Origin of the sequence: Streptomyces sp. NPDC048639, assembly GCF_043199075.1 — a bacterium.
GTDB lineage: Bacteria > Actinomycetota > Actinomycetes > Streptomycetales > Streptomycetaceae > Streptomyces.
Genome location: NZ_JBICVP010000010.1, coordinates 40,345 through 66,381 on the forward strand (window position 1 = coordinate 40,345; position 26,037 = coordinate 66,381).

Annotated in this window: 24 protein-coding genes and 1 riboswitch; of the genes, 11 read left to right on the forward strand and 13 right to left on the reverse strand. The window is 71.4% G+C overall.

What is annotated here, in order from left to right; translation table 11 throughout:
* Window positions 1-100: 100 nt before the first annotated feature.
* Window positions 101-667 (reverse strand): GNAT family N-acetyltransferase, encoded by a 567-nt coding sequence (locus tag ACGFNH_RS26105; RefSeq protein WP_393657658.1) that lies wholly within the window; start codon window positions 665-667, stop codon window positions 101-103.
* A gap of 122 nt (window positions 668-789) precedes the next feature.
* The gene (locus ACGFNH_RS26110) at window positions 790-1,716 is read right to left on the reverse strand and encodes a hypothetical protein (RefSeq protein ID WP_393657660.1); all 927 of its coding nucleotides are present in this window, start codon (window positions 1,714-1,716) and stop codon (window positions 790-792) included.
* A gap of 612 nt (window positions 1,717-2,328) precedes the next feature.
* Between ACGFNH_RS26110 and ACGFNH_RS26115 the strand changes: the two genes are divergently transcribed.
* On the forward strand, window positions 2,329-3,063 hold the full coding sequence (locus tag ACGFNH_RS26115) for a hypothetical protein (RefSeq protein WP_393657662.1): 735 nt from the start codon (window positions 2,329-2,331) through the stop codon (window positions 3,061-3,063).
* A 213-nt stretch (window positions 3,064-3,276) separates the two neighbouring features.
* On the opposite strand, the gene ACGFNH_RS26120 is transcribed toward ACGFNH_RS26115, so the two are convergent.
* The 3 genes from ACGFNH_RS26120 to ACGFNH_RS26130 form a co-directional block, all read right to left on the reverse strand.
* Window positions 3,277-5,154 carry a SpoIIE family protein phosphatase gene (locus ACGFNH_RS26120; protein ID WP_393657664.1) on the reverse strand — a complete coding sequence of 626 codons (1,878 nt, stop codon included), beginning with the start codon at window positions 5,152-5,154 and terminating at the stop codon, window positions 3,277-3,279.
* Between the two features lie 1,349 nt (window positions 5,155-6,503).
* Window positions 6,504-7,487, reverse strand: coding sequence for a DUF2786 domain-containing protein (locus ACGFNH_RS26125; RefSeq protein ID WP_393657666.1), 984 nt, complete (start codon window positions 7,485-7,487; stop codon window positions 6,504-6,506).
* 283 nt (window positions 7,488-7,770) lie between these two features.
* Window positions 7,771-9,309, reverse strand: a complete 1,539-nt coding sequence (locus ACGFNH_RS26130; RefSeq protein WP_393657668.1) for a monooxygenase — start codon at window positions 9,307-9,309, stop codon at window positions 7,771-7,773.
* A gap of 79 nt (window positions 9,310-9,388) precedes the next feature.
* On the opposite strand from ACGFNH_RS26130, the gene ACGFNH_RS26135 reads away from it, so the two are divergent.
* Both ACGFNH_RS26135 and ACGFNH_RS26140 read left to right on the forward strand, forming a co-directional pair.
* Window positions 9,389-10,081: a TetR/AcrR family transcriptional regulator gene (locus tag ACGFNH_RS26135; protein WP_393657670.1), complete on the forward strand. Its 693-nt coding sequence runs from the start codon at window positions 9,389-9,391 to the stop codon at window positions 10,079-10,081.
* Window positions 10,078-10,200, forward strand: coding sequence for a hypothetical protein (locus ACGFNH_RS26140; protein WP_393657672.1), 123 nt, complete (start codon window positions 10,078-10,080; stop codon window positions 10,198-10,200). The genes ACGFNH_RS26135 and ACGFNH_RS26140 overlap by 4 nt, the downstream gene beginning before the upstream one ends.
* Here ACGFNH_RS26140 and ACGFNH_RS26145 read toward each other — a convergent pair.
* Window positions 10,197-11,183, reverse strand: coding sequence for a GlxA family transcriptional regulator (locus ACGFNH_RS26145; RefSeq protein ID WP_393657674.1), 987 nt, complete (start codon window positions 11,181-11,183; stop codon window positions 10,197-10,199). The two genes, ACGFNH_RS26140 and ACGFNH_RS26145, sit on opposite strands and share 4 nt — an antisense overlap.
* Before the next feature lie 81 nt (window positions 11,184-11,264).
* Here ACGFNH_RS26145 and ACGFNH_RS26150 point away from each other — a divergent pair, with 81 nt between their 5' ends.
* Window positions 11,265-11,543, forward strand: coding sequence for a hypothetical protein (locus tag ACGFNH_RS26150; protein ID WP_393657676.1), 279 nt, complete (start codon window positions 11,265-11,267; stop codon window positions 11,541-11,543).
* A gap of 220 nt (window positions 11,544-11,763) precedes the next feature.
* Here the strand turns inward: ACGFNH_RS26150 and ACGFNH_RS26155 are convergent, their stop codons facing one another.
* Window positions 11,764-12,489 carry an SDR family oxidoreductase gene (locus tag ACGFNH_RS26155; protein ID WP_393657678.1) on the reverse strand — a complete coding sequence of 242 codons (726 nt, stop codon included), beginning with the start codon at window positions 12,487-12,489 and terminating at the stop codon, window positions 11,764-11,766.
* A 183-nt stretch (window positions 12,490-12,672) separates the two neighbouring features.
* Between ACGFNH_RS26155 and ACGFNH_RS26160 the strand changes: the two genes are divergently transcribed.
* Complete coding sequence (locus ACGFNH_RS26160; protein ID WP_393657680.1) at window positions 12,673-13,524, forward strand: helix-turn-helix transcriptional regulator; 852 nt, start codon at window positions 12,673-12,675, stop codon at window positions 13,522-13,524.
* A 127-nt stretch (window positions 13,525-13,651) separates the two neighbouring features.
* Window positions 13,652-14,506 carry an SDR family oxidoreductase gene (locus ACGFNH_RS26165; RefSeq protein ID WP_393657682.1) on the forward strand — a complete coding sequence of 285 codons (855 nt, stop codon included), beginning with the start codon at window positions 13,652-13,654 and terminating at the stop codon, window positions 14,504-14,506.
* Between the two features lie 211 nt (window positions 14,507-14,717).
* On the opposite strand, the gene ACGFNH_RS26170 is transcribed toward ACGFNH_RS26165, so the two are convergent.
* The 3 genes from ACGFNH_RS26170 to ACGFNH_RS26180 all read right to left on the reverse strand — a co-directional run bounded on the left by ACGFNH_RS26170 (window position 14,718) and on the right by ACGFNH_RS26180 (window position 16,523).
* On the reverse strand, window positions 14,718-15,155 hold the full coding sequence (locus tag ACGFNH_RS26170) for a VOC family protein (RefSeq protein ID WP_393657684.1): 438 nt from the start codon (window positions 15,153-15,155) through the stop codon (window positions 14,718-14,720).
* Between the two features lies 1 nt (window position 15,156).
* A complete protein-coding gene (locus ACGFNH_RS26175) occupies window positions 15,157-15,363 on the reverse strand; it encodes a hypothetical protein (protein ID WP_393657686.1) in 207 nt (68 codons plus the stop codon).
* 497 nt (window positions 15,364-15,860) lie between these two features.
* Window positions 15,861-16,523, reverse strand: a complete 663-nt coding sequence (locus ACGFNH_RS26180; RefSeq protein ID WP_393657687.1) for a hypothetical protein — start codon at window positions 16,521-16,523, stop codon at window positions 15,861-15,863.
* Between the two features lie 702 nt (window positions 16,524-17,225).
* Between ACGFNH_RS26180 and ACGFNH_RS26185 the strand changes: the two genes are divergently transcribed.
* The 3 genes from ACGFNH_RS26185 (at window position 17,226) to ACGFNH_RS26195 (ending at window position 19,029) form a co-directional block, all read left to right on the forward strand.
* Complete coding sequence (locus ACGFNH_RS26185) at window positions 17,226-17,594, forward strand: low affinity iron permease family protein (RefSeq protein WP_393657689.1); 369 nt, start codon at window positions 17,226-17,228, stop codon at window positions 17,592-17,594.
* Window positions 17,595-17,810: 216 nt separating this feature from the next.
* Window positions 17,811-17,938, forward strand: a riboswitch (cobalamin riboswitch).
* A gap of 314 nt (window positions 17,939-18,252) precedes the next feature.
* The gene (locus ACGFNH_RS26190) at window positions 18,253-18,639 is read left to right on the forward strand and encodes a (2Fe-2S) ferredoxin domain-containing protein (RefSeq protein ID WP_393658028.1); all 387 of its coding nucleotides are present in this window, start codon (window positions 18,253-18,255) and stop codon (window positions 18,637-18,639) included.
* 159 nt (window positions 18,640-18,798) lie between these two features.
* A complete protein-coding gene (locus tag ACGFNH_RS26195; protein ID WP_393657691.1) occupies window positions 18,799-19,029 on the forward strand; it encodes a hypothetical protein in 231 nt (76 codons plus the stop codon).
* Window positions 19,030-19,081: 52 nt separating this feature from the next.
* Here ACGFNH_RS26195 and ACGFNH_RS26200 read toward each other — a convergent pair whose 3' ends face one another.
* The 3 genes from ACGFNH_RS26200 to ACGFNH_RS26210 all read right to left on the reverse strand — a co-directional run bounded on the left by ACGFNH_RS26200 (window position 19,082) and on the right by ACGFNH_RS26210 (window position 23,759).
* Complete coding sequence (locus ACGFNH_RS26200; RefSeq protein ID WP_393657693.1) at window positions 19,082-20,038, reverse strand: lytic polysaccharide monooxygenase; 957 nt, start codon at window positions 20,036-20,038, stop codon at window positions 19,082-19,084.
* Between the two features lie 203 nt (window positions 20,039-20,241).
* Window positions 20,242-22,761, reverse strand: a complete 2,520-nt coding sequence (locus ACGFNH_RS26205) for an ABC transporter permease (RefSeq protein WP_393658030.1) — start codon at window positions 22,759-22,761, stop codon at window positions 20,242-20,244.
* 212 nt (window positions 22,762-22,973) lie between these two features.
* Window positions 22,974-23,759 carry an ABC transporter ATP-binding protein gene (locus tag ACGFNH_RS26210; protein WP_393657695.1) on the reverse strand — a complete coding sequence of 262 codons (786 nt, stop codon included), beginning with the start codon at window positions 23,757-23,759 and terminating at the stop codon, window positions 22,974-22,976.
* 281 nt (window positions 23,760-24,040) lie between these two features.
* Between ACGFNH_RS26210 and ACGFNH_RS26215 the strand changes: the two genes are divergently transcribed.
* Complete coding sequence (locus ACGFNH_RS26215) at window positions 24,041-25,294, forward strand: sensor histidine kinase (RefSeq protein WP_393657697.1); 1,254 nt, start codon at window positions 24,041-24,043, stop codon at window positions 25,292-25,294.
* Window positions 25,295-25,318: 24 nt separating this feature from the next.
* The gene (locus ACGFNH_RS26220) at window positions 25,319-26,029 is read left to right on the forward strand and encodes a response regulator (protein ID WP_393657699.1); all 711 of its coding nucleotides are present in this window, start codon (window positions 25,319-25,321) and stop codon (window positions 26,027-26,029) included.
* The last annotated feature ends 8 nt before the right edge of the window (window positions 26,030-26,037 follow it).

The following is a 26,037-nucleotide window of genomic DNA, read 5'->3' on the forward strand; positions in this document are numbered from 1 at the left end:
CGGCTTGGACCACGAGACGGTTCATCGCTCGGCCGGCCCCGCGACCGGGCTGTCGGTCGGAAACCGGTGACCGCCCAACATCCCTTGAGCGCCCGGGAGTTCAGTGCAGCGACGGATGCCGGTGCGTCGCCCAGTGCTCGGCCGCGGTGATCCCGAGCAGCACGCAGTCGTGGTAGCGGCCCGCGAAGAATTCGTGCTGACGGAGCCTGCCCTCTTCCACGAAGCCCAGCTTGTGGTAGAGCGCGAGTGAGGCGTCGTTGAACGCGTAGACCTCGACCTCGCATTTGTTGTAGCGCTGCTCGGCGAACATGTAGGTGAGGATCATCGTGGTCGCTTCGGCCGCGAAACCCTGCCCGCGCTGAGAGCGGACGATCTCGATTCCCATCTTGAACCGCCCCGCCCGGGGGTCGGACTCACCGACGGTCAGTGCGCCCGCGAATGTGGCGTCGGCATGCGATTCGATGACGAGCCGGAACGATCTGCTCTCCGGGGTGCGGACGGCACATTCCGCCGTCCAGGACCGGAAACTCTCGTCCGAGCGCGGCGGTTCCACCAGATCGGCATTGCGGGCGTCGACGGTGTTCTGCGCCAACTCGCGGAAGCCTTCCCAGTCCTGCCGCTCGACACCGCGCAGGCGCACTTTCTCGCCGATCCACATCTCGCTCATGACGCCCTACCGTCCCAGTCGAATCACAGGTGGAGCCATGGGCCACCCGCACGGCAAATGTCGTTCAGTATGAGGCGGCGTCCCGGCCGCCGCGCGGGAATTTTCCTCCGGACCCCGGCGGATCAGCTCTCCCGGTGGATGCTGTAGGCCGCGCCGCCCGAGGCGCCCTTGCCACGGGTGATGTGCACCCGCAGATCGGAGTCGGCGGTCGTCAGCCGGAAGCCCGCCGTACCGGCTTCGTTGCCGGAACAGCGCACACGCTCCGACGCCTTGGCCTTGCCCGATACGGCCGCGATCTTGATGGACCCGCTGCCCACGCAGGCGGCCCGGACGTTGATCCGCTGCCCCTGCCGCACACCGACCTCCGAGGCGCCGGGCCCGTCTCGCAGGCTGCCCCAGGACGTACCGAGGCCAGGACCCTTGTCCTGGTCCGGGAGGGTGCGCAGCGCACGGTTGGCCAGCATGGAGTCGCGCGCCTTCCCGGTGTCCATGGCGAGTCCGTGGGCGATGAACCCCATGGCGCCCCGTGTGCCGTGCCCGGTGATGCCGACGATGACGTCACGTTCGCCGAGCGAGAAGAAGAACGGTTGCGGCCAGGCCGCGTCGTCCCGCTGGCAGGACACCTTGGTCGACTTCGGGCCGCCGCCGGAGTCCACGCTGAGCGTCACCTGACCGCCGCCCGTACAGGCCACGGCGACCTTCACGGCCTGGCCGGGTCGCAGATCGCTGGGAAACGCGGCGCGCAGCGGCCCCTCCCGCTTCGCGCCGACCATCGAACCGAGGTGCTCGGCATCGGGAAAGACCGCGTCGGGATCGGGATCCGCCAGCACAGATCCGACGAGGTCCCTCTGCCGTTTCTCGACCGGCGTGAGCTCCCCGGACCGGCCGCTTCCCGCGGATCCGGTGTCGGGCTCGATTCCGGTGCTGCTGCATGCCGTCCCTCCCGTCAGCATGCAGCCGGCAACGGCGCCCGCGAGCAGGAGATTTCGCGCGCGCGACCTCGGTACGGGATTCACGAGTTCCGGTTTCTCCTTGTTCGGCGTCGACACGAACCGGACCCTCACGCTGCGCGAACCGTCGCGACCAGCGGAGCGCACAAGAACCGAAAGCCCATGGCGCATTGGCGCCTGCTCGGCCATTCTTCCGGAATTTTAGGGAGAGATGCCCGTAGCGTCAGGAGTAATCGCTACTCAACTTTCCGCCACGCGCCGTACCCGGGGTGTGCCCCCGCTTCTCGCATACGGGCTTGTGCTCTAATGCCGCGCATGAACAGCAGAAGGGACAGGCTCGCCGTCGAGCGATTCCTGATACGTAGTGGATTGCCGCAACTGGTGCCTGGATGGAGCATACGCACTCATGTGCTGCCGCGGATGTTGCCGGCTCTGACCTTCCTTCCGGTTTTCGCATTGGTGTATGGGTACACGCCCGAAGGCGCAGTGGGAGATGTGGGCGGGGTCCTCCCCGCTGCGGGCGTATCCGCGATCGTGTGGGGATTGTGCGGCAGGTTGAGAAGGCGCCGGTGGACTCTTCCCCGGTGGGCGGCACTCCTGATCACGATCGTCTTCCTTGCTCTTCCCGGGACATTGGTGGCGCTCTCCTACCTGGATGACCCGAGCTGGGCAAGCGAGGACAAGGGTGATGGGTTTCTCCCGTCCGAGATCTTGATCTTGGCTGTGATCACCTGCACGCTCGGCGCCTTCGTGTGGCTCTTCCTCTGCTACGCCGGTGTGCAACTCGGCGTTGTCGCCCTGGTCCGGATCGCCTTCAGGCAGTCCTGGCGGGATCTCGGGAACTCCGGCCGCCTGCACGGTCGCGCTCTGCCGACCATGCTCTTCGTCACCTTCCTCGCCTTCTTCGCGGGCGAGATGTGGCAACTCGGCGCCCACATCACATGGGGGCGGACTGTGCTTGTCATGTGCCTGTTCGCCCTGGTGACCACGGCCGCCAGCGCCAGTCACCTGCGGGACGAACTCGATGCCGTGGACGAGGTGACGCTCACGCGGCGTCAGACACGGAACGTCCTGACCGTGCTGGCCACTCGTCAGCTCGTCCAGGCCACCGTCGTCGGCGTGGCCGTCTTCGCCTTCTTCACGGTCCTCGGCATGATCGCCGTGGATCCGGTCACGGTGGAGACATGGGTGGGGGAGAAGCCGGAGCCGTCGATGATTCCCGGCGCCTCGCAGGCGTTGCTGCGTTGCGCGGCACTGCTTGCGGGCTTCGGAGCGACGAACTTCGCGGTCAGCACCATGACCGATGACAGCGCGCGCAGGGAGTTCTTCCGCCCGATCGTCAGCGATCTGGAGGATGCCCTGAGGCGCTATGCGCGGGAGGCACAGGCGACGGAGGAGCCCGAGCCTCAGGTCCCGACCCCCGCCCCGGCCCCCGTTTCCTCCTGAGCCGTACGGCACACAGGACGGCGACACGTAAGACGGCACGCGGTGCCGCCGCCCGCGCCCCCACGCGGCAGGCGGCGGCGCCCGCGAAGGTGCCGAACGGCCCGACAACAGCCGACCGGCAACAACCGGCCGCCGGCTTCCCGACCGGCAACAACCGGCCCCCGGCTTCCCGACCGGCAACAACCGGCCGCCGGCGTCCGGACACCGGCGGCCTCACTGCGCCTGAAGCACCAGCAGCGCCAGATCGTCGCTGGGCGGAGCGTCGCCGAAGGCGTGCACCGCTCGCCGGACACGCTCGGCGACCCCGGCCGCCCTCAGCCCGGCGCAGGTGCTCAGCACCTTCGCCAAGCCGTCGTGGTCATCGAACAGATGGCGTCCCGAGCGGCGCTCGGTCACGCCGTCCGTCACGCACAGGAGCGTGTCCCCGCGCTCGAACTCGAAGCTCTGCCGCTGGTACGTCGTGTTGTCCACGACCCCCAGCAGCACCTGCGGCTCCGCCGCGTGCCGTACCTGTCCGTCGGGCTTGAGCAGGAGCGGGAGGGGGTGTCCGGCGCTGGCGAGCGTGCACCGGATGCGGTTGCCGTCCCCGGTGAGGGCCAGTTCGCCGAAGAGCAGCGACAGGAACCGGGACGGCTCGTCGGCCTCCGGCGTGAGGTGGCCCGCGGCGACGACGGCTGCCGCGGCGGCCTCCACCGCCCGCGCCTCGTCGACGAGCATGCCGTTGAGCCGGTTGAGCACTCGCGCCACGCCGTACCCCTCCTGTGCCAGTGCCTTGAGCAGCGGCCTGACGAGTCCGGTGACGACGGCTGCCTCGGGCCCGTTGCCGCAGACGTCGCCGAGGACGAAGCACCACCGTCCGTCGCCCGCGCGGAAGAGGTCGTAGAAGTCGCCGCCCGCCCACGCGCCTTCGCCCGCCGGTTCGTACACGACGTGCGTGTCCACCCCGGGCACCGAGGCGAGACTGGTGGGGAGCAGGCCGCGTTGCAGCACGGTGCTGGTGACCATCTGGCGGGTGTAGTCCCGAGCGCCCATGAGCGCCTTGGCGAAGCGCCGCGCGAAGTCCCCGACCAGGGCCGTCACTTCGTCGGGCATCTTCGCCACGCCCTGGCGCCCCAGGACGAGCGTGCCCACCTGCTGTCCGCCGTCGGTCAGACGGCAGGCCAGTGCCGCACCGCCGGCGGCGCCGGTGCCGGCACTGAGGGGTGAGGGCTCCAGGGACGGCCACGGCACAGGGACCGGCCACTGCACTCCTGCCCGTACGAGTTCGGCGGCGTTCATCTCCAGCGAGGCCCGCAGTTCACCGATGCGGCTCTCGCTGACGTGCCACACCCGGGCGAGGCGGGGGGCGGCCCCGGAGCCCGCCGGTGTGTCGATCCAGATGGCGCACCAGTCGGCGAGCCGCGGTACGAGCAGGAGTGCCGCGAGTGACGCCAGCTTGTCCTCGTCGAACTGCCCCGCGAGCAGGTCCGATGCCTCGGCGAGGAAGGACCAGCGTTCCACGGTCGTCCGGGGAGGCATGTGCTCGTGGCCCGTGGACTGCCGGGGGACGAAGACGGCCGTGGGCAGCTCCGGATGCGGCAGGGTCACATCGGGTTGCGTGAGGGGCGGGATCTCCAGGGCGTCGGGTGCGGGGACCGCGAGCCGGAACCACACGGTCTTCATTTCGTGTCCGTAGGTGACTCCCCAGTTCTCGGCCACCGTTCCCACGATGCGCAGACCCCGGCCGTGCTCACCGGGAGCGTGCTGATGGTCGGCCGCCGTCCAGTTGGGGGCGCGGTCGCAGACCTCCACGACCAGGGCGGCCGGGCACTTGTAGGCGCGGGCGTCCTCCTCCGGCCCCTCCAGGTGGAGGCGCAACTCCACCATGGTCCCCGCGTGCATGACGGCGTTGGTGACGAGTTCGCTGACCAGGAGCACCGCGTCGTCGGTCAGCTGACCCGTGAGATGGGCGTTCGCGGGAGAGAGACCGGCCCAGTCCGCCAGTGAGGACCGGACGAACTTACGGGCAGTGGAGGGCGCGAGAGGGCTGCCGGGCAGGATGGTCAGCTTGCGTGTCGCCTGGCCCGGCCCGCCGTAACGTGACGTGCTCATACGCTACTTCCTCCCGGGGCCATGGGGGACGACGGGCCTGCGAGCCGACCTCGGTGCCTGCGACTGTCCCGGTGCCTGCGATGTCTGCGGTGCCCGCCGTGCGGGCAATGGTGTCCACGGGTGCGGCTCGGTAGCCGGGAAGCCCCGTGCGCGCCGTACTGCGGACCACGGTTCCTACGGTTCCGTCTGCGGGTTCTCCCGATGAACTCCTCTCCGTACGGCTGCCGATCGATCTCGCTCTCACCGTGGAGAGGTCGAGTGCTTCCTACTGTGGCCATAAGCGGACCGTCCCGTCGAGACCTCGGCGGGCGTGGAATATTCACGATATTCGGCACTGGATGCCACGGGAGCGGGCACCGGCGAAGACGCCTTCCTTCGCGCGAAGTGCCCGGCGACGACGGAGTCGCTGGTGCGGCCCGATGAGCCCGTGGCCCGGTCGCCGTGGATATCCGGGCGGTGGTGGAAATGATCGCTGGTCCTTGCAGGTCGTGGATTTCGAGAACGTGGCACGGTTTGGAATCCGTCCATTTCTTCAGCAGATCCAGACGGTCGTGAATTTGTGCCGCGAACCTCCATCTCGTCGCCCCGAGTTCGTTGAGCGGCGCGTCCCAGATTGGGATTTCCGCCGCGCGCTTTATATCCGCCAACTGGCCAGATGTCGGGCGCCCCGGTCCGACGTCCCCGGCTGCGCAACCCGGGCTTCCTCGCCGGCCCGGCCGGGCCTCCGCGCAGGTGGGAGCGGTGCGTGCACGGAGGGCATCCGGCCGCGTACGCGCTTCACGGATGCCGATGCGGAGCGGCCCGTCGAGCCGCGGCCGCGCGACTCCGCCCGAGTCGTCGGCGTTGCACGGTCCGGACTCCGCCACGTGGCGGAGCGCTTGTGACGGGTGGGGCGTGCAGGACGGGTGAGCAATGGGGGACCGCGAGGATCGTGGCACGGCGGTGCGGGCGCCGGAACCAGGTGAGCCCGTGCGGGCGCCGGAACCAGGTGAGCCCGGTGCGAGAACCGGCGAACGGCCGTGACGTCCCCGAGAGAAGCCGGACGCCGCCCGCGCGCACGGCGTTACGGCGCGTACGTCATCCGGCACTCAGGGCATGCGGAAGGGTGCGGCAGTTGATGTCGCTGGAGAAACACCGTGGACCTGGTCCATCGCCGGCCCGAGGGCTCGTACCCGGCACCGTGAGTAGGGCACCCTTTCGGCGACCGGTCCTGAAGCCGGGACGTCCTGAAGCCCGGACCCCCTGAAGCCTGGACACTGGTGGGCCGTCTCTCTCGCTCCGGGGCCCGGTGGGCGTGGCTTCCACGGTCAGGGTGAGCGTGGCTCCTACGGCCTGGGCAGCCGGGTCCGTCAGGGCAGGGAGAGCCGGTGCTCGGTTTCGAGCCGGGCGACGGCCTGCCGCGGGAGGACGAGGACGCCGTCGAGGAGTTCGCGCGCCTTGGCGTAGGCGGCGCGACGCTCGTGCTCTCCGCCTCCGCCGTCGACGGCTCGCTCCAGCAGCGCGCGGGCCTTGGTGACGGCGCCGCTCTCCCTGGGCGACAGATGCCCCGTGCCCGTACGGCGGGCGTGCTCGTCGGCGGCTCGCCACGCCAATTTCAGGGTGCTCACGGCCGCACGGTAGGCGTCGAGGTCTCCGCCGCGACGGGCGTCCTCGGCCGCGTCCATGGCGCGCAGGAAGTCGGCGGTCCGCGGCACGGTGACGTCGTCGAGGGCGGGGCGGTCCAGGACGGCGAGGGCATCGATCACGTAGCTGCCGTACGCCTCGCGCACCGCGTCGTGCTCGGCTTCGATGGCCCGGCGCCGGTCGAACCCCGTGGCTTCCCTTTGCGCCGCGCTGCCCGCCCGGGCGTGCCCAGTGCTGTCGAGGAGACCGACCGGTCCCCCCGGCGAAGGGGAGGAGGGGACGGGGGGCGAGGAGGGCGGGGCGTAGCGGACCTCCTCGCCGGAGGTGTCGGCGAACGCCTCGTCGGGGTGCGGGCGGCGTGTCAGCCGGCGGACGAACCGACGGGCCCGCATGGCCGGCGCGCCGGGCCGGGCTGCCTGGGCGAGACCGAGGGCGACCAGGCTGAGGGGAGCGGTTCCCCACCACAATCCGGGCAGCCAGGCCGCTCCCGCGGAGACGCAGGCGCCCGCGCCGACGGTGATCTCCGCCCGGATGCCCAGCGGCCTGCGGTCGTGCAGTTCGCGGATCCGGGCCGTACGCCGTTCCGTCCAATCGCGCAGGTGCGCGCGCCGGGCGGTGTCGGATGCGGCGGTCTCGCTCAACTCCACGCTGTAGTCGTGGCGTTCGGCCGCGAGGCGCACGATCTCCTCGTCGGGGGTCTCCCAGGGCACGTACCCCACTCCTTGCTGTGCGAGCTGTGCGAGCCGGTGGCTGCCGGGCGCGGTCGCGTACGCGACCGGCCTCGCGCGGCCATCCCGTTTCGCCCTGCCGAGTATGACCGTCACGCAGGTCCGTGAGTTGAGCGGCCGGTCGGGGCGACGCGCCGGGGCGGCCCGGACACTCGTCGGTGCCCGGGCCGGTCCGGCCCCGCTCACCCCACGGAGGCGGCCCTGACGACCTGACCGATGTGGTCGGCCGGGTTGAGCAGGCCGGGGGGATTGATGCGGGTCACGGTCATGAGCTGTTCCCTTCCGAAGGGGCCCCGGCCCAGGCGGACAGGGCGTCGGCACGTTCGCTGCGCCGGGTGTTCTCGTCGGTGCTGCGGTCGGTGCTGCGAGTGGCCCAGGCGATGTGCCCGTCGGGTCGAACGAGCACCTCGGTCACCCCGTCGAGGTCGGGATGCCCGTCGTGCACGGTCAGGGTGGCAGCGGTGACGCGCGACCCCCACCCGGCGGTGACGCTCGCCGGCAGGTCCGGATCCCCGGAGAGGTCCAGGAGCACGAAGCGTCCGCCGTGGAACAGCTCGTACGCCCGTATCGCGTCCGAACCGGCGGCGGTCAGCCCGATGTCGGGCATGCGCCGCCCGACGAGGGGGTCGGCGGCGATGGCGGGAGGATAGGCCGTGCTCAGGGCGGAGACCTGCCCGGCGAGATGGCGGTTGACCTCCTTCATGCCCAGCAGCTCGTCGAGGAGGCTGCGCAGGGCGGACCCGGGGCGCTCGTACGCGGGGACGAGCGTCAGTTCCGTGAGCAGTGTCTGGACCTCGGTGTTCTCGGTGACGGCACGGCCGACCGGGCGGCGCTCGGCGTCGTAGGTGTCGAGAAGTTCGGGCGGCGCCCAGCCGTTGATGACGGCGGCGAGCTTCCAGCCCAGGTTCATCGCGTCCTGGAGCCCGGTGTTGAGGCCCTGGCCCGCGGCCGGGAAGTGGATGTGGGCGGCGTCGCCCGCCAGCAGGACGCGACCGGAGCGGTAGGCGGCTGCGAGCCGGGTGGCGTTGCCGAAGCGCGACAGCCAGCGCGGCTCGGCGATCCCGTAGTCGGAGCCGCAGATCCGGGTCAGCGAGGTACGGAACTCCTCCAGGGTCACCGGCTCACCGGACGGCACCCGCATCCGCTCCGGGTCCATGCAGACGATGCGGGTCAGCCCGTCCTTGAGCGGTACGACGAGCACGCCGTGTTCGCGAGCCGCGGCGAGCCCGGCCGGATCCGTACGGACGACCGCGAAGTCCCCGAGCATCCCGGTCAGGGTCTCTTCGGTGCCGGGGAAGCCGATCCCCGCCTCATGCCGTACGGAGCTCCGCCCGCCGTCGCATCCGACCGCGTACCGGGCGCGTACGGTCGCGAAGTCGCCGCCGGGCCCGCGCACTTCCACTGTGACGCCGCCGGCGTCCTGCGTCAGCCCGACGCTCTCGTGCCCCCGGCTGATCTCCACGCCGAGTTCGCGCGCCCGCTCCTCCAGCAGCGCCTCGGTGAGGGCCTGCGGCAGGAAGAGCGTGTAACCGTGCCGGCTGTCCAGCGCGGCGAAGTCCAGCTCGGTGCCGAGTCCCGCGTAGTGCCATCCGGGTCTGGTCGTGCCGCGGGAGAGGAAGCGGGGTGCGAGGCCCCGCAGATCCATCAGTTCCACGCTGCGCGGATGCAGTGTCAGTGCGCGGGAGTTGCGCTGCGGCGCGGTGCGGCGCTCCACGACGCGGGTCCGAACGCCTGCCAGTGCCAGTTCGCACGCGAGCATCAGGCCGGTCGGGCCGGCGCCGACGACGATGACGTCGGTGTTCACCAGAGATGCCTCCTCATCATGGGTTCACATGAATTAGTGAACAACGTTCACAGGAACGTTGTTCACTATATTGGGATCCATGAGCTCCCCGTCAACTCGCGCACGAGGCCGCCCGGCGCGGCTGGACCGGCCGGGCACCGTCGAGACGGCACTGCGGCTGCTGGACGAGTCCGGCCTCGACGCGCTGACCATGCGGCGCCTGGCCGATGCCCTGGGTGTGCAGGCGGGTGCGCTGTACCGGCACTTCGCCACCAAGCAGGAGCTGCTCACCGCGATGGCGGAGCGGATGCTCGCCGGCGTCCCGGCCGCGGCGGGGGACGGGCCGGGGGAAGGGGCGGCCCGTGACTGGAGCGAGCAACTGGCCGATCTGGCCCGGGACTTGCGCACCGCTCTGCTCGCCCGGCGCGACGGTGCCCGGGTCTTCGCCGGAACCCACTCGACCGGGGTGAACACACTCGGCTTCGCCGAAGCCGTCACCGGTGTGCTGCGCGAGGCCGGCTTCGGCGACGAGGGCGCGGCCCGCGCCCTGATGACCGTGGCCGGTTTCACCGTCGGCCACACCCTGGAGGAACAGGCCGCCGTTCAGCCGGGGAACGAGGATTCCGCGGACCCCGAACGGCTGCGCCGGGCCGTGGCATCAGGCAGCTTCCCGCACCTGACGGCGAGCCTGCCCACCCTCACCAGCACCGATTTCACCGGCCACTTCGAGTTCGGCCTGCGTCTGCTGGTCCAGGGGTTGCGCGCGGTGGAACAGGAACAGGAACAGCCGTGACGTCGACGCCGATTCCCGCCGTCGTCGAGGCTCCGCGCCCGTCGAGGCTCCCCACCGAGGGCGCGGTGTCGCCGGGCCCCGCCCGCTCGGCGATCGAGACCGCCCGGAGTCTCTCCTAGCGCTCCGCCTGGGCGGCCAGCAGCTCCTGCGGTCCGCAGAACGTGCGCCGATAGGTGTGCGGCGTGGTCCCCAGCCGCCGCAGGAACTGGTGCCGCAGAGCAGCCGCGTTGCCGAACCCGGCCCGCGCCGCCACCCCGTCCACCGTGAGCTCCGTGTCCTCCAGCAAATGCTGGGCCAGGAGCAGCCGCTGCCCCAGCATCCACTGGTACGGCGTCGTCCCCGTCTCCTGCCGGAAGCGGCGCGCGAACGTACGGGGCGACAGATGCGCACGGGCCGCGAGCTGTTCGATCGTGATCTCCTCGTGCAGATGCTCCTCCATCCACTGCAGAGACCGGCCGATGGCGTCGTCGCTGTGGTCGCGCGGCATCGGGTGGTCGATGAACTGGGCCTGCCCGCCCTCGCGGTGGGGCGGTACCACCATGCGCCGGGCGATCGCGTTGGCCGCCTTGCTGCCCAGCTCCCGCCGTACGAGATGCAGGCAGGCGTCGATCCCGGCCGCCGTGCCGGCCGAGGTGATCACCGGCCCGTCCTCCACGTAGAGGACGCCGGGTTCGAGTCGTGCCGTGGGATACCGCCGCGCCAGGTCGTCGCTGTGGAGCCAGTGCGTCGTGCAGCGCCGCCCGTCCAGCAATCCTGCCGCCGCCAGCACGAAGGCGCCCGAGCACACGCTGAGCACCCATGCACCGCGGTCCACGGCCGCCCGGAGCGCCTCCAGCAGCTCGTCCGGGAAGTCGCGCTCTGTGTAGTTCTCGCCCGCGGGTACGGCGATCAGATCGGCCGCGGCGAGGCGTTCGAGCCCGTGCGGGGTGTGGATGGTGAAGCCCGGCCTGGCCCGTACGGGGGCGGGCTCGGCGGCGACCATCGCGAAGTCGAGGACCGGCAGTCCCTGCTCGCTGCGGTCCATGCCGAAGACCTCGGCGATCACGCCGAGCTCGAAGGCGTTGACCCCGTGGGTGAGCGCCACGGCCACATTCGTCAGCACCCACCCATCATGGCAGTAATTCGAGGTATGGCGACAGTCCTGCCACTGCTGTCGTGGTGACGGACGGGCGAGGGTGTGGACATGGACGACATCACACGCACCTTCGTCATCGAGACCGGCCTGGTCCTCGCGCTCGCACTCGCCGTCACTTTCCCGGCGCTCCTGGGCGCGTGGCGCGAGCGCCGTATCGACACCCAACTCCGGGACGCGGAGCGGGGGGAGCAGGAGGAGCGGGAGGGCGAGGCTCCACCGCGGCACGCCCGTGTCCGGCCACTGCGGGACGAGCCCGTCCGCCCCGCCGTCACCGGCCTGCGCACCCCCCGCGCCACGGCGTGCGACGTGGCCGACCCGGCGGCCTGAACGTGCCGGCCAGGGAGTTCCGCGGCAGGGCGTCGCCGGCTCGGTGGTGCGCGCGGGCCCCGAGGGCGGCGCCTGCCCAGGGACGGCGACAGCCGCCCCGCACGCTGCACGCGGTCTTCCCGCGCGCCGCACGGGGTCTTCTCAGCGTGGGCGCGGGCGCGGGCCGGGTCCCGGGCCCGGTTCCGCGGCCGCTGCTCAGTGGACGGAACGGGCGAACGGGCTACTGCGCGCTCGCGGCCGGGCGCACGACGACCTCGTTCACATCGACCTCGGGCGGCTGGGAGACCGCGTAGGCGACGGCATCCGCGATCGCCGAGGCGGGAAGGGCAACCGAGCGGTACGCCTGCATGGCGCGGCGAGCCTCCGGGTCCCCGATCGATTCGGCGAGTTCGGACTCCGTCACCCCCGGGGAGACCACGCTGACGCGGAGCGTCCCGTCGGACTCCTGCCGCAGCCCCTCGGAGATGGCGCGCACCGCGAACTTGGTGGCGCAGTAGACGGCGGCCGTGGGGGAGACCTCGTGGGCGCCGACGGAGGCGATGGTGACGATGTGCCCGCTGCCCTGTTCGCGCATCACGGGCAGCGCGGCGGCCAGGCCGTGGAGCACACCGCGCACATTCACGTCGATCATGCGGTCCCACTCGTCCGTCCGCAGCGCCGCCAGCGGCGACAGCGGCATCACCCCCGCGTTGTTCACCAGGACGTCGACCCGCCCGAACTCGGCCCGCGCCGCCGCGACGAAGGCGCGTACATCGGCGGCGTCCGTGACGTCCAGGCGCCGGAACGCAGCCGTGCCGCCCAGCTCGCCGATGTCCCGCACGAGACGTTCCAGCCGGTCCGTACGACGCGCCCCGAGCATGACGCGATGCCCGTCCCCGGCCAGACGGCGGGCGGTCGCCTCCCCGATGCCACTGCTCGCACCCGTGATCAGCACAGCCTTGCTCATGGTCCTCAACCTCCGTGTGGGATACGGGAGTTGCAACGCCGCGGGGCGAACACCTCACCGCACCAGTCGTCCTGGGCTACACCGGAGGAGTCTGCGGCGGACGCGGACGAGCGACCAGGACGGGATGAGACCGGACGTCACACACCCAGGCACGCCCGTGCGGAGATCCTTAGTCTGGAGGGCATGACCGGCAACGATCTCGGAGATTTCCTGCGGGCCCACCGTGCGCGCGTACGCCCCGACGACGCCGGGCTCGCCTCGTACGGCCGACGCCGCGTGCCGGGGCTTCGGCGCGAGGAGGTCGCCGTCCTGGCCGGCATGAACACCGACTACTACGCCCGCCTGGAGCAGGGACGCGAGCGCCGCCCGTCCCCCCAGATGCTCGAAGCGATCAGCAGGGCGCTGAGGCTGGACGAGGAAACCCGCGCCCATTTGTTCCGGCTCGCGGGAGCCGTCCCGGACCACGGCGCACGGTCCGGCCCGACGGAGACGGTGAGCCCCGATCTGCGGCGCCTTCTGGACAGTTGGGTGCACACCCCGGCCTTCGTCCTCGACCCGGCCCTGGAGATCCTGACGGCCAACGACCTGGCCACCGCGCTGTTCTCGCCCTTCCGGCGGGCGGACAACCTCGCCCGTATGACGTTTCTCGATCCGGCGGCGCGCGGCTTCCACTCCCGCTGGGAGGACGCGGCGCGCTCGACGGTGGCAGCGCTGCGGGAGTCCACCGGCCTGCACCCGGACCACCGGCTCCTGAACGAGCTCGTAGAGGAACTGACCGGGGAGAGCGAGGAGTTCAACGGACTGTGGCGCTCCCACACCGTCCGGGGCAAGACCCATGGCGCCAAGGAACTGCTCCACCCCGACGTGGGCCGTCTGTCGCTGGACTTCCAGTCCTTCGACGTACGGGGCACGCCGGGCCGGCAAGTCGTGATCTACCACGCGGAACCGGGAAGCCGGAGCGCCGACAGACTCGCCCTGCTGGGCACCCTGGGAGCGACGTGGCGGCAGAGCCGGAGCGCGCTGGAGGACCGCTAGGCGGTTTCTTTCGGTGCCTGAGATGGAGTCCGGCCGCGCGGATGGTCGCGGTCGGTGCCGACCGTGCTTCGCTGATGCTCGGCCAAGCGGTGCCCGAGCCGAACCGGGGTCCATACAGTAGGGCGCCATGAAGATCCTGATCATGGGCGGCAGCGGGTTCCTGGGGACCGAACTGGTGCGCCAGGCGGTGGCTGTGGGCTGGGAGACGGCTGCGACATACCGCTCCCGTCCCGGCAACATTGCCGGAGCCTCGTGGCACCGGCTCGAGCTGCGCGTCCCGGGGCACATCGACGAGATGCTGGCCGCGATCGCCCCCGTCGCTGTCATCAACGCAACCAGCGGAATGAGCGACTGGGCGGTCACCGCTGACGGTTCGATCCGCGCGGCGATGGCCGCGACCAAATACGGTTGTCGTCTGGTCCATGTCTCCAGCGACGCGGTGTTCTCCGGTTCCCGGATCCAATACGACGAGACCTGCCTGCCTGACCCGGTGACCCCGTACGGCGCGGCAAAGGCCGCCGCCGAGACCGCTGTACGGCTCCTGGAGCCCGCCGCTGCCGTCGTACGCACCTCATTGATCATCGGGCACGGCCGATCCGTGCACGAGCGTATGGTCCACGCCCTGGCTGCAGACCCGCACGACGGTGGTCTGTTCACCGACGTCATCCGTTGCCCGGTGCATGTCGAAGACCTGGCCGCCGCATTGCGAGAACTCGCCATGTCCGACGAGGCGGGGATGTTCCACCTCGCCGGAGCGGATGCCATCAGCCGTCACGACCTCGGCGTTCTCATCGCCCAACGCGACGGGCTCGATGTCTCTCGACTGCCCGCCCGGCGGCGAGCCGACTCCCTACTGCCCGGGGCCCTCGACGTCCGCCTCGACGGCCGCGCCACACAGAGCCGCGTGTGCACGCGACTGCGTGGAGCCCACGAGTTCCTTCACGTTCCGGGAGGCGACCGCACAGTGCCGCATGCCTGCTAGGCATCGTTGGATCGCCGTGCGGACCAGAGAAGGGTGCGGTGCGTGCAATGTGGTGTCCGGCCGCGGGGATGGTCGCGGCCGCCGCGTCACCACCCCCTGAGCACCCGTGGCCCGGGGAAGCCCGGTCCGGAGGGCGAGGGAAACCGGTCCGGACCGTCTGGGAAACCCGGTCCGGACCGCGCTGATGTCGCCGGCGCCGCCGTGCGGCTGATCAGTCGAGGCAGAACTCGTTTCCCTCGGGGTCGGCCATCACGATGTGACCGGCGCCGAGCGGGGGAGCGGGCTCGTGGCGCTGGAGCCAGGTGGCGCCGCGGGAGACGAGCCGCTCGGCTTCCGCCTCCAGGGCGGCCATCCGCGCGTCGCCCTCGAGCCCGGGGGCGCCTCGCACATCGAGGTGCACGCGGTTCTTGGCCTGCTTGCCCTCGGGCACCCGCTGGAAGAACAGCCGCGGCCCGGAGCCTTCGGGGTCGACCACCGCTGAGGCGTCGTTGCGCTTCTCGGGCGGCACGCCCATCGCATCGAGGGCCTGCTCCCACGACTCGAAGCCCTCGGGCGGATCCTGCAGTTGGTAGCCGAGCGCCTCGGCCCAGAACGCGGACAACCCGGCCGGGTCGGCGCAGTCGAAAGTGATCTGGATGTCGCGGGCCATGTCAGCTCGCCTCCTGCCGGGTCTGCTGGTGGGTGTGCCGGTGGTGGTCGAGGGGCAGGCACGCCTCGGCCGGATGGTGGGTCTGCTCGCGGTGGATGTGCAGCACGGGCGCTGCCGGAGGACGTTCGGCGTGCCGGCGCAGCCCGTTGGTCCGGTGGCAGGCGAGCGGCCGGTTTCGGAGGTGGAGGTTCCAGGTCTGGTCGGTCATGGGTTCAGCCTTCCGCATATTGCGGACGGATTCGTTCCTGGATCCGTGGAACGGATGAGGGTGTGACCGTCGAGGCGCCGACCGAGCGGGTGCTGCGGTTCCGTGGCAGAGCGGATCGCGGCAGCCGACGCGCTGCTGATCCTCGCCGGCCGCGGCGAACTGCACGCCGCCCAACTGGGCCGGGACATCGCCGAGCCGACCGGCGTCGACGGACTCGAGCTCAAGCGGATCACGGAAGCCCTCCGCCTGGCTGGCTGCCCGGACCGGCGCCCCGGCGACCGTGTACGCAGTGCCGGCCGAGGCCCTGCCCGGTGTGCTGCCGGAGTAAGGCGCTCGGCCGCGCGCCGGATGCCGGGCCTGCTGACCCTCGCGGCCGCGTGCGCCGAGACCGATTCCAGCCGCCCTTCGGGTCCCCGGCCTCGCCACCAGGCCGAAAACGGCGTGGAGGCTCCCAACTCCTCAAGGCCGCCCGCTGCCTGCGTGACGCCGGCGCTCAATCACCCCGGCGGCTGGCACCGCTGCGGAAGCGTGACCCTTCCGGGCCTGTGCTCGAACGAATCCATGACCAGCCACTCGTCCAACTCGGGGTCGTAGAGATTCTGGACACCGAACTGCAGCACCTGCCAGAACGTGCCGCGATTCTGTTGATCGACGTAGATATCGCCGAGCGCGAGTGGGAAACGCAGGAACTTTCCGGGAGGTAGCTTCGGCAGGACGACGCCCACCCTCCAGTGATTCACCTGCCGCTGCGGATTCCGCTGCAGGATCTCCTTCCCGACGAACCGCGCGTTCTTGAACCCCTCGTTCAGCGTTTCCAGACTGAAGCCCGGGATCCGTGAGCAGGGATGTTCGTTCAGACCGGGCCACTTATAGGTAAGGGTGTAGAGCGTGTTGCGATAGATCAGGTTCGTGAACCAGATCGGGTACTCCGGTCCTCCCGCGACCATTTGACTGTCGCCGTTCTTTCCCTCCCACGTGAACGGGACCGTGATACCCAGATCCCGGACCACCCACTTTCCCTTCCCGCGGAAATCTCGCGGGAGGCGGGGTGGTTGTGGTGTCTGCGAGCTGACCTGCTTCGCAGTCTCGAACGGCGTCGTGGTCCCGGTCCGCGTTCCGGCGTCGGCCGGTGGGGGAGCTCCCAGGAATGCGGCGATCACTCCCGCGACCGCAGCTGACATGGCCGCCCGACGTGTGACTTTCCAACCCATGGTCTCCCTCGGCTGTCGCGTCGCGCGCCGGCGTGGCGCAGGGGGCAAACACAGCGATGATCGGACACCGTCCCCGGAATGGGAGAATCCGAAACCGGCGGTTGGGCCGTTCTGTTTCCGGGCCGGCCCGGGCGCGGATGGTGTTCCCGGCAGAGCTTTCGCCGCCGAAGAATCCGGGCTCGAACACTGCTGCGGGCGATTCGTCAGGAATGAAGAACTGCGGGCAAAGCGTCATGCAAAAGACCGTGACCCCGGCTCTTCTTCTCCATGGGGTGAGGTGTTGAGGGCTGGGTGTTGACGGCCGGGGTGTTGTGGGCGGGGCGTTCACCGGACTGCGGTGAGGCAGTTCGAGTGGCCGCTGTCGGTGGTGCGCGAGGGGGGCGTGGAGGGGGCCTGTGGCGGTCGGTCGTGGCGGCTGCCGCTGGGAGAACGGCGACTGACGGAGGCCCGAAGTGGTCCGAGGTGGTTTGAGTGGATTCGTCCGCAGTGGGCGGGGAGGGAAGTCGCCCACGAAGTGGGGTCCGACCGGGCGGTTGATCGCGGCCTTATTGAGGGGGTCCGACGGGGCGGGCTCACTGTTCGGCGCCCCGCGGTCGGCACCGGTGCGACCGTGGCCGGTTTGTACCGACGGCGCTGGGACAGGCGCAGGTCATGACGATGCAACATCCCGCCGAGCGGTCCCGGGACGGGCGGGGCCGCTTCGAGCGACTGGCCCAGGCGGCGTCCCACCTCACCGCCTCGCCACTGTTCTACGGTCTCTGCCTCGCCCTGGTCGCGCTGTTCATCGCCGTCCACGCCGCCGGAGCCTCGCTCGCCACGCAGATCCTGGTCGGGGACATCATGACCGCAGTCACCCTCCTCCTGCTGGCCCTCCTGAAGAACTCCGAGATGCGTGCCGAGAGCGCCGTCCAGCGCAAGCTCGACAGCATCGCTGCCGCCCTCCTGGAACAGCGCGAGGGCACGTCCCACAAGGCTCAGGACGACCTCGAGCGGGTCATTCGCATCGAGGAGGAACTCTGAGGCGAACGCCTTCGGCCATGTGCCACCCCCTTGGTGCCGCTCGCCCGCGTGGGCCGCGTCGTACGGCACGCCCCGGCCGGTGTGCGACCGGCGGCGGCCGGGGACTGCCGTATCCGAACGACCCGTTACCCGGATCCTGTACGACCGGAGGTCCGGTGCCCCGTCGAGCGACGCGATGTCCTCTGCGATGATGGCGGGCGAACAGGGCGACGGCGGAACGAGGAAGCCGGTGTGAATCCGGCGCGGTCCCGCCACTGTGATCGGCGAGCGGATCCCGAACAGGCCACGACCCGCGTGCGGGTGGGAAGGCCGGGACGAGCAACGAACCGAGAGCCAGGAGACTCACGCGGTCGCCTCCTCGAAGGAGCTGGGGCGGATCTCCCCAGGAGGAGGTCGGGTCGGAATGCCCACGCAAGAATCCATGGTCGCGGAACCCTCGCCCGTCGCGGAGCCGTCAGCGCTCGCGGAGTCGGCAACGGTCGCCGAGTCGGTAACGGTCGCCGAGTCGGTAACGGTCGCCGAGCCGGTAACGCTCGCGCAGCCATCAACGCTCGCGCAGCCATCAACGCTCGCGCAGCCATCAACGCTCGCGCAGCCATCAACGCTCGCGCAGCCGTCGCGGACCGCGGAGCGGTCGCCGGTCGCAGAGCCGTCTGCGATCCAGGAGCCGTCGTCCGCCGCTCCGGCGCCGTGCCGGATCGTCGTCTGCCGGGACTGCTGCTGCGGCAGCCCCAAGGTCACCGGTGTCGACCACGCGGAGCAAGCCGCCCGCCTTGCCGAGGCGGCGCCCGTACGGGTCTCCGAGTGCCTGGACGTCTGCGAACGGGCCAACGTGATCGTCGTGCAGCCCTCGGCCGCGGCCCGCGCCGCAGGTGCCCGGCCCGTCTGGCTCGGCCTGGTCAACGACGATGCCGCGACCGAGGACATCGTCGCCTGGGTCCGGGCCGGCGGCCCCGGTATCGCGGCGCAGCCCGACATCCTCGAGCTGTACACCTTCCCGCCGCCGCGCCGCACTCCGGCCGTGCCGCCCACCGAAGCCAACTGACCTTCCGCGGGCGGTCCGTGCGCACATGCGGTGCCGCGGACGCCGCCACTCGCGACGACCGGCCGGCCGATATTCCGTTGCCGGTGCGCACGGGCGGTGCGACCGTTGCGGCCGGGTGACGTCGGCCGCGGGGCCGTGTACCGGGAGGGGGAGGGCCGTATGCCGAGGCCATCAGGACTCGCGTACGACGAGCGGGCGGACGGAACCGTCGTGGTGACCCACCGCCGTGCGGTCGCGGCCACCCTGCGCGGCTCGCGCGCCCGGATGTTCCTGGACGAAGTCGCCTCGGGCGACCCGCAGTTGGTCATGGCGCGTTGGACCGGCGCATACAAGCACGGCAACGAACGCATGGCCCGGCAGCATCCCCGCAATCGAGCGGGTCGCCGCTGAGCGCGGCCCCGCCGAGCGGGTCGCCGCCGAGTGGGCCGATTCCGGCACCGGTTCAGCGGGAGCGCCGCCGCTGCCGGGAGTAGGCGCCCGCCGCGCCGGCGGCGGCGAGAGCCGCGGCCGCCGCGACCGCGATCGGCAGGACGGGTACGCCACCGGCGTCGTCCGTGGCGGACGCGGGCCGCGCCGCCGGTTCGCTCCCGGACGGGGCGGGTGGGTCCGACGGTTCCTCCGTCGTGGGCCGCGCGGTGGCGCCGTCCTGCTTCTTCCGCTGCTTCTCCTTCTTCTGCTCCTGCCCGTCCTTGCCCGACGCTCCCGCGCCGCGCCCCGCCTCAGCGCCCGCACCGCTGTCCGCGCCCGCGCCCGAACTGCCGCCGGTGAGGAGGACGTCGGAGCACGAGTAGTACGTGTCCGGTGTACCGGTGTTGCGCCACACCGTGTACATGAGGTGCCGCCCGGTGCGTCCGGCGGGCAGCTCGCCCCGAAGACGGTAGGCGCCGTCGCGCAGCACCGGGTCCTTGGCGGTGAGGAACGGCTTGGCGTCCAGGTCGTCCCATGTCAGGGGCTTCTTCGGGTCGTAGCCGGACTTGGTGAGGTAGACGCTGAACGTGCCTTCGTGGGGGATGGTCGACGCGTAGGTCATGGTGAAGGGCGTCCCGGCCTTGAATCTGCCGGCGGGCCAGTCCGCGCGCGGAAGGTCGAGGCCCTTGTACGCGTCGATGCCCGCGCTGCACAGCTTTCCGTCCGGGATCATCCGGCGATCCCGCCCGGCCACATTGGGAACGCGCAGGTTGTCCCACTCCTTGAAGGCCGCGCCTCCACCGCTCGCGCGGGCAGCCGCCGTACACGCGGCCGAACCGGCGGAGCCGCCCTCCCTGCCGCATGCGGCCACCCGGCTGACCGGATCGGTCGGGGCACCGTGCGCCCAGGCGGGTCCGGCGCCGACCGCGAGAAGGAGCACCGGCGTGCTGCCGATGAGCGCGGCTGTGGCCATGGCGCGATGAGCGGACATCCGTGTGCGACCTCCTCGAGCGGCTCGGCGGCGACCACCGCCTGCCGACAAGTACGGTCCGGCACCGGGTCCGTGTTCAGTCGGAAGCGGACCTGCCGGGACCCGGGCCCCGGAGGCGGGGTTCCCGGCGGACGTACGCGGGGGGCCGGGCACGGTGCGTGGTGTCCACGCCGTGCCCGGCCCCTCCCGGCTTCGTGTACGAGCTACTCCGTGTCCGAGCCCATCGCCTTCAGCATCGGGACGGCCATCGCCTGGCGCCCCGGCCACAGTGAGGCGAGGACGCCGATCGCGGCCGTGGCGGCGAAGCACAGGACCGCCCGGTCCCAGGGGACGACCAGCGGGACGCCGCTCCGCGTGAGGACGGCGGCCATGCCGATCGCGCCGCCCGCGACGAGGCCGAGGGCCGACCCGAGGAGGGAGATGGTCACCGACTCGATGCGCAGGACGGAGGCGAGCCGTCGGCGGTCGAGTCCGAGAGCGCGCAACATGCCGATCTCCCGCAGGCGTTCGGAGACGGCCATGCCCATCGTGTTGACCACCCCCAGGGCACCGATCAGGACGGTGACGCTGAGCATGGCGTACATGATGTTCAGGAATTCGGCCGTGTCGCCGCTCGCCGCCTTGCGCACCTCGGCGCGGTCCTGCACCAGGAGTGCGGGGTTGTCGAGCGTACGCCGGATGTCGCGCTGGAGTGCGGCCGTGCGGCCGCGGTCGGCGTCGACGAGGACCGAGGCGATGAGCGGCCGGTCGTCGGCACCGGCGGCGCGCGGCAGCCTGGCGTGGGAGATCAGCGCGGGCGCGAAATCCTTGCCCTCGTAGACAGCGACGACGGGAAGGGCTGTCTTCCGTCCGGTACCGGCGACGGTGCCCGTGACGCGGCTCCCGAGCCTCAAGTGGTGGACGGCGGCGGTCTCTTCGTCGACCGCGATGCCGCGGTCCAGACGCTCCAGGGAACCCTCGCGGAGGGTGATGGGGGCCAGACGCTCCACCGTGCCGGGCGTGACGGCCGTCGCGGGGAGTGTGCTGTCGCCGGGGAGCCGGATCTCGGTGTTGACGACGGGGGTGACGGCGGCGGCGTCCGGGAGGCGTGCGACGCGGTCGGCGGCATCGCCCCCGACCTCCCCGAAGTCGACGGCCGTGATGCGCAGGTCCGAGGCCATGGCACGGTCGGCCTCCTCCTCGTCCATGCGGCTGATCGATGCCACGACGACCGTGACGGCGGTGACCATGGCGAGACCGACCATGAGTGTCGCGGCGGTGGCCGCCGTACGCCGCGGATTGCGCCGGGCGTTCTCCACCGCGAGCTTGCCGCGGATCCCCGCGAGCCGCCGCAGCGGAGTCCGGAGCAGGCGGGTCACGCCGAGTGCGATGAGCGGGGTGAGGACGATCAGGCCGACGAGGAGGACCGGCACGGCGCCGTAGAGGAGGTTCTCGTCCCCGGTGGCCGCCCAGAGCAGCAGCACTCCGAGCCCGGTGACGGCGACGCCGACGACACCGCGGCGGCGCAGCGACGCGGGCGTGGGCGGGCGGCTCGTCCGCAGCGCCGCCACCGGGGAGACGGACGCCGCGCGTCGGGCCGGAAGGTAGGCCGCCATCATGGTCACGCCGATGCCGACGCCGGAGGCGGCCAGTACGGGCGTGGGTTCGAGGAACCGGAGCGGGGCGCTGGTGCCGCCCGCGGCGCCGAACAGGGTGTTCAGCAGGACCGCGACGCCGATGCCCAGGGCGTAGCCCACGACCGACGCGACCGCCCCGACGACCGCCGCTTCGGTCAGCACCTGGCACATCACATACCGCCGGGTGGCACCGACGGCGCGGAGCAGGGCGTGTTCGCGGGCGCGGGCGGCGCTCAGCATGGTGAAGGTGTTGGCGACGAGGAAGGTGGAGACGAACAGGGCGACGCCCGCGAAGCTCAGCAGCAGCATGGTCAGCTTCTCGTCGGAGGCGGCCGTGGCGGCGCTCTCCAGCTCCGCCGACGTGACCGCCTCGAGTCCCCGCGGCAGCAACTCCTCCGCACGTTCGGCCAGTTGGGTCTCGGAGGTCCCCTCGGCAGCGGTCAGCGTGATCGCCGTGTAGTTGCCCGGGGCAGGGGCGAACTGCCGCAGCGCGGTGGCGGTGTCGAACGCGGTGAGCGTGCCGCCGGAGGCGAGGCGGCTGTCCTCGGCGGTGAGGACTCCGACGACGCGGGCGTCGCGGGCCGTGCCGTTCACGACGATACGGACGGTGTCCCCGACTCGATGACCGGAACGTTCCGCCGCCGCCTTGTCGACGGCGATCTCCCCGGAGGCGCGCGGGCCGCGACCGGCGGTGAGGTGGTAGCGGGGGTCCTTGCCGCCAGGGCCCGGGACGTAGTTGACGCCCGCGGACTCGTACAGGTCGCCGACGAGCGTGCCGTCCGAACCCGCCAGGAACGAGCGGCCCTCGACGGTGCCCCGCGCCGCTGCGGCCCCGGGCACGTCGCGGAGGCGCCTCAGCAGCGCGTCGTCGAGACGGGGTGGCCTGCCGGAGGAGCGCGACGCGGTGTCCCGCGTGGAATCAGCGGGCCGCACAGCAACGGACACATCGGGCTGGGAGTTGGCCTGAGCCTTGGCGATGGCCGTGCCGACGGAGTCGCCGTAGATCAGGGATCCGGTCACGAAAGCGACACCGAGCACGACGGCGAGTGCGGGCAGCGCGAACCGGAGGCGGTGCGAGCGCAGGGTGCGCAGGGCGGTACGGAGCATGGCGGACCTCCGGGGCGAGGGGTGGGGGCGGGGTGCGGCGGGCCCCTTTGGGGATGGGGGCTCGGCGTGCGGCGACCGGGTGTGTGACGCGGTTCCGGCGTGCGGCGCGGACCCGGTGTGTGACGCGGTTCCGGCCTGCGAGGTCGCCTCCGCGTACCGGCTTTCCGTGTACCGGCCGTCCGCCTGCGGGCCGTACGCGTTCCGACCGGTTCTCATCGGGCGGCCTGCTGCCCGGCGTCGAAGGCCTTCATCTGCTCCAGCACCTCGGACGCGCTGGGGTTCGCCATCTCGTGGACGAGGCGGCCGTCGGCCAGGAAGAGCGCACGGTCGGCGTACGCGGCTGCGACCGGGTCATGGGTGACCATCACGACCGTCTGGCCGAGCATCGCCGCGGACATCTGCAGAAACGACAGGACCTGGGCGCCCGCCCGGGAGTCGAGGTTGCCGGTGGGCTCGTCGGCGAAGACGATCGCGGGGCGCGACGCGAGTGCCCGGGCGCAGGCCACCCGCTGCTGCTGGCCGCCGGAGAGCTGGTCCGGGCGGTGGCCCAGGCGGTCGGACAGGCCCAGGGTGTTGATGAGCTCCCGCAGCCACGCCTGATCGGGGGAGATCCCGGCCAGGTCGCAGGGGAGGGTGATGTTCTCCAGCGCCGTGAGCGTGGGCAGGAGGTTGAACGACTGGAAGACGAAGCCGATGCGTTCGCGCCGCAGCCTGGTGAGCCGGGCTTCGTCGAGGGAGCCGAGGTCGGTGTCGCCGATCCACGCGCTGCCGGAGGTAGGGGTGTCGAGACCGGCGAGGCAGTGCATGAACGTCGACTTGCCCGACCCCGAAGGGCCCATGATCGCGGTGAACTCCCCGGAGACGAACGTGGCCGACACACCGCCCAGAGCCGTCACCGCGGTCTCTCCCTCGCCGTAGACCTTGGTCAGCTGGTGGCCGGCGGCGACCACCGCACCGGACCTGGGGGAGGACGCCGGGGCGTCCCATCGCTGGCTCATCGCACATCGCTCCTGCATGACGTTCTCGGGACGGTTCGCAGCCGAAGGGCTCGACCCTTCGGCTCCGAAGGGATCCCTGGGTTCGGACGGCCGGACGGCCGGACTCGGACGGAGGACCGGCGGTTCGGCGACGGCCTTGCCGCGGCCGTCCCACCGGACCGGTCCCGATGCTGCTGCGTCGCACCCCTCCCGCGGATCCACCGGAATACCGAAGGGGGAGCCGCCTCCCTCGGCCGAACGGCCGAGGTGGGAGGGGAGGCGCCTGCCGTAGCGTGACCTGCATGATTGCCGCGTTCCGGGCTCGATCCCGTACCCAGCGAGCCCTCATCTGCCTGGTCGGTGCGGGGCTGCTCGCCCTGGTCGTGCTCGAGGGCCTCAACGCGCCCTACGTGGCCGTGGTGGCGGCGACGGTCGTCACCGGCGCCTTGTCGCTTCTTGCTCTCTTCGCGCCGGAGCGCTGGTTCTGGCAGTGCGTCTCGGCCGCCGCGGCGGCGTCCTGCGCTCTGACGCTCGTCGAGACGCAGGTCGCCCGGCGCCCCGAGAACACGCCGGGGATGGTGGAGCTGTGCGCGCTGCTGCTGGTGATCACCCGTACCGTGCGTCGCAACCGTCCTCTGAAGGCGATCGGACTGTCAGCGGCGGCGGCCTGCGCGGCGGTGATCCTCCCCCTGCGGATCGACTACTGGGACGAGAACCTCTATCTCCTGATCACCTTCATCGCCGTCTGCGCCGTGCCGTTCACGGTGATCCTCGGACTGGCGCTGCGCCTGCGCGACACCACGCGTGCCCGGGAGATCGAGGACGTCCGCCAGGCCCAACGCCTGGAGTACGCCCGCGAGTTGCACGACTTCGTCGCCCACCACGTCACGGCGATCGTCGCCCAGACCAAGGCCGCGCGCTTCACGGCGGACGCAGGCCACGCCCAGAGTCCTGAGGACCTGGACCGCATGCTGGCCCAGATCGAGCAGGCCGGAGCCCAGGCGCTGGGATCGATGCGCGCCATGGTGTCCGTCCTGCGGGATCCGGCCGTGCCCGCAGCGACGCGCCCCGCCGGAGACCTGGGTGGTCTGCGGACGCTCACGGAGAAGTTCTCGGTCGCGGGACCGCCCGCCACGCTGACCGTCGATCCGCGGGTGTCCGACAGGCCGGTGCCGCCGGAGGTCGCCACGACCGTCTACAGCGTCGTGCAGGAGTCGCTCACCAATGCGCGGAAGCACGCGGTGGGCGCGACGCATGTGGAGGTCAGCGTCGCGCCCCACCCCGAGGTGCCCGACCGCCTGGAGGTGTCGGTGACCGACGACGGCCGGCGCAGTGACGAGCGCGGGCGTACGCACGCAGGTGGCCGTCCGCACGAAGGCACCCATTCGCACGAGGACGGGGCGCGGGGCGACCGGGCGGCCGGCGGCGGATACGGACTCGTCGGACTCGGCGAACGGGTCGAGGGGATCGGCGGACGGATCACCGCGGGGGAGCGTCCGGGCGGAGGATGGCACGTCCACGCGGTCCTGCCGTTGGACACCCTCACCTCGCACTGACCGCCGGGCATTCCCCTTGCGATCATGTCCTCCATGACGATTCGGGTCCTCCTCGCCGACGACCAGCCCATGGTCCGTGCCGCGTTCCGCATGATCCTCGACTCCCAGCCGGACATCGAGGTCGTGGCGGAGACGGCCGACGGGACGGCGGCCGTCTCCGAGGCCCGGCGCGTACGGCCCGATGTCTGCCTGGTGGACATCCGGATGCCGAAGATGGACGGCCTGGAGGTCACCAGGCTGCTCGCCGGCCCCGGCGTGCGGGACCCGATGAACGTGCTCATCGCCACCACCTTCGATCTCGACGAGTACGTCTACACCGCGCTGCGCAACGGCGCCTGCGGCTTTCTGCTCAAGGACGGAGCCCCCGGACTGCTCACGGAGGCCGTACGCGCCGCCGCCGCGGGCAACTCCCTGATCTCACCGTCGATCACGGTCCGACTGCTCGCGCACATGGCCCCTCACCGCAGCCGGACGGCCGAACCACCGGTGCGCGGCGGGGGAGGTGACGGACCCGTCCGTCCGGCCGAGCCGCTGACCCAGCGCGAACTGGATGTCGTCCGCCTCGTCGCCCGCGGCCGTACCAACGAGGAACTGGCCGCCGAGCTCTACGTGACGTTGTCCACGGTCAAGACGCACCTCGCCAACGTCCAGCGCAAGCTGGCCGCACGCAACCGCGTCGAGATCGCCGCCTGGGCGTGGGAGTCGGGTGTCTGCGGAAGCGACGGGAGTCCGTAGGGGCGCCG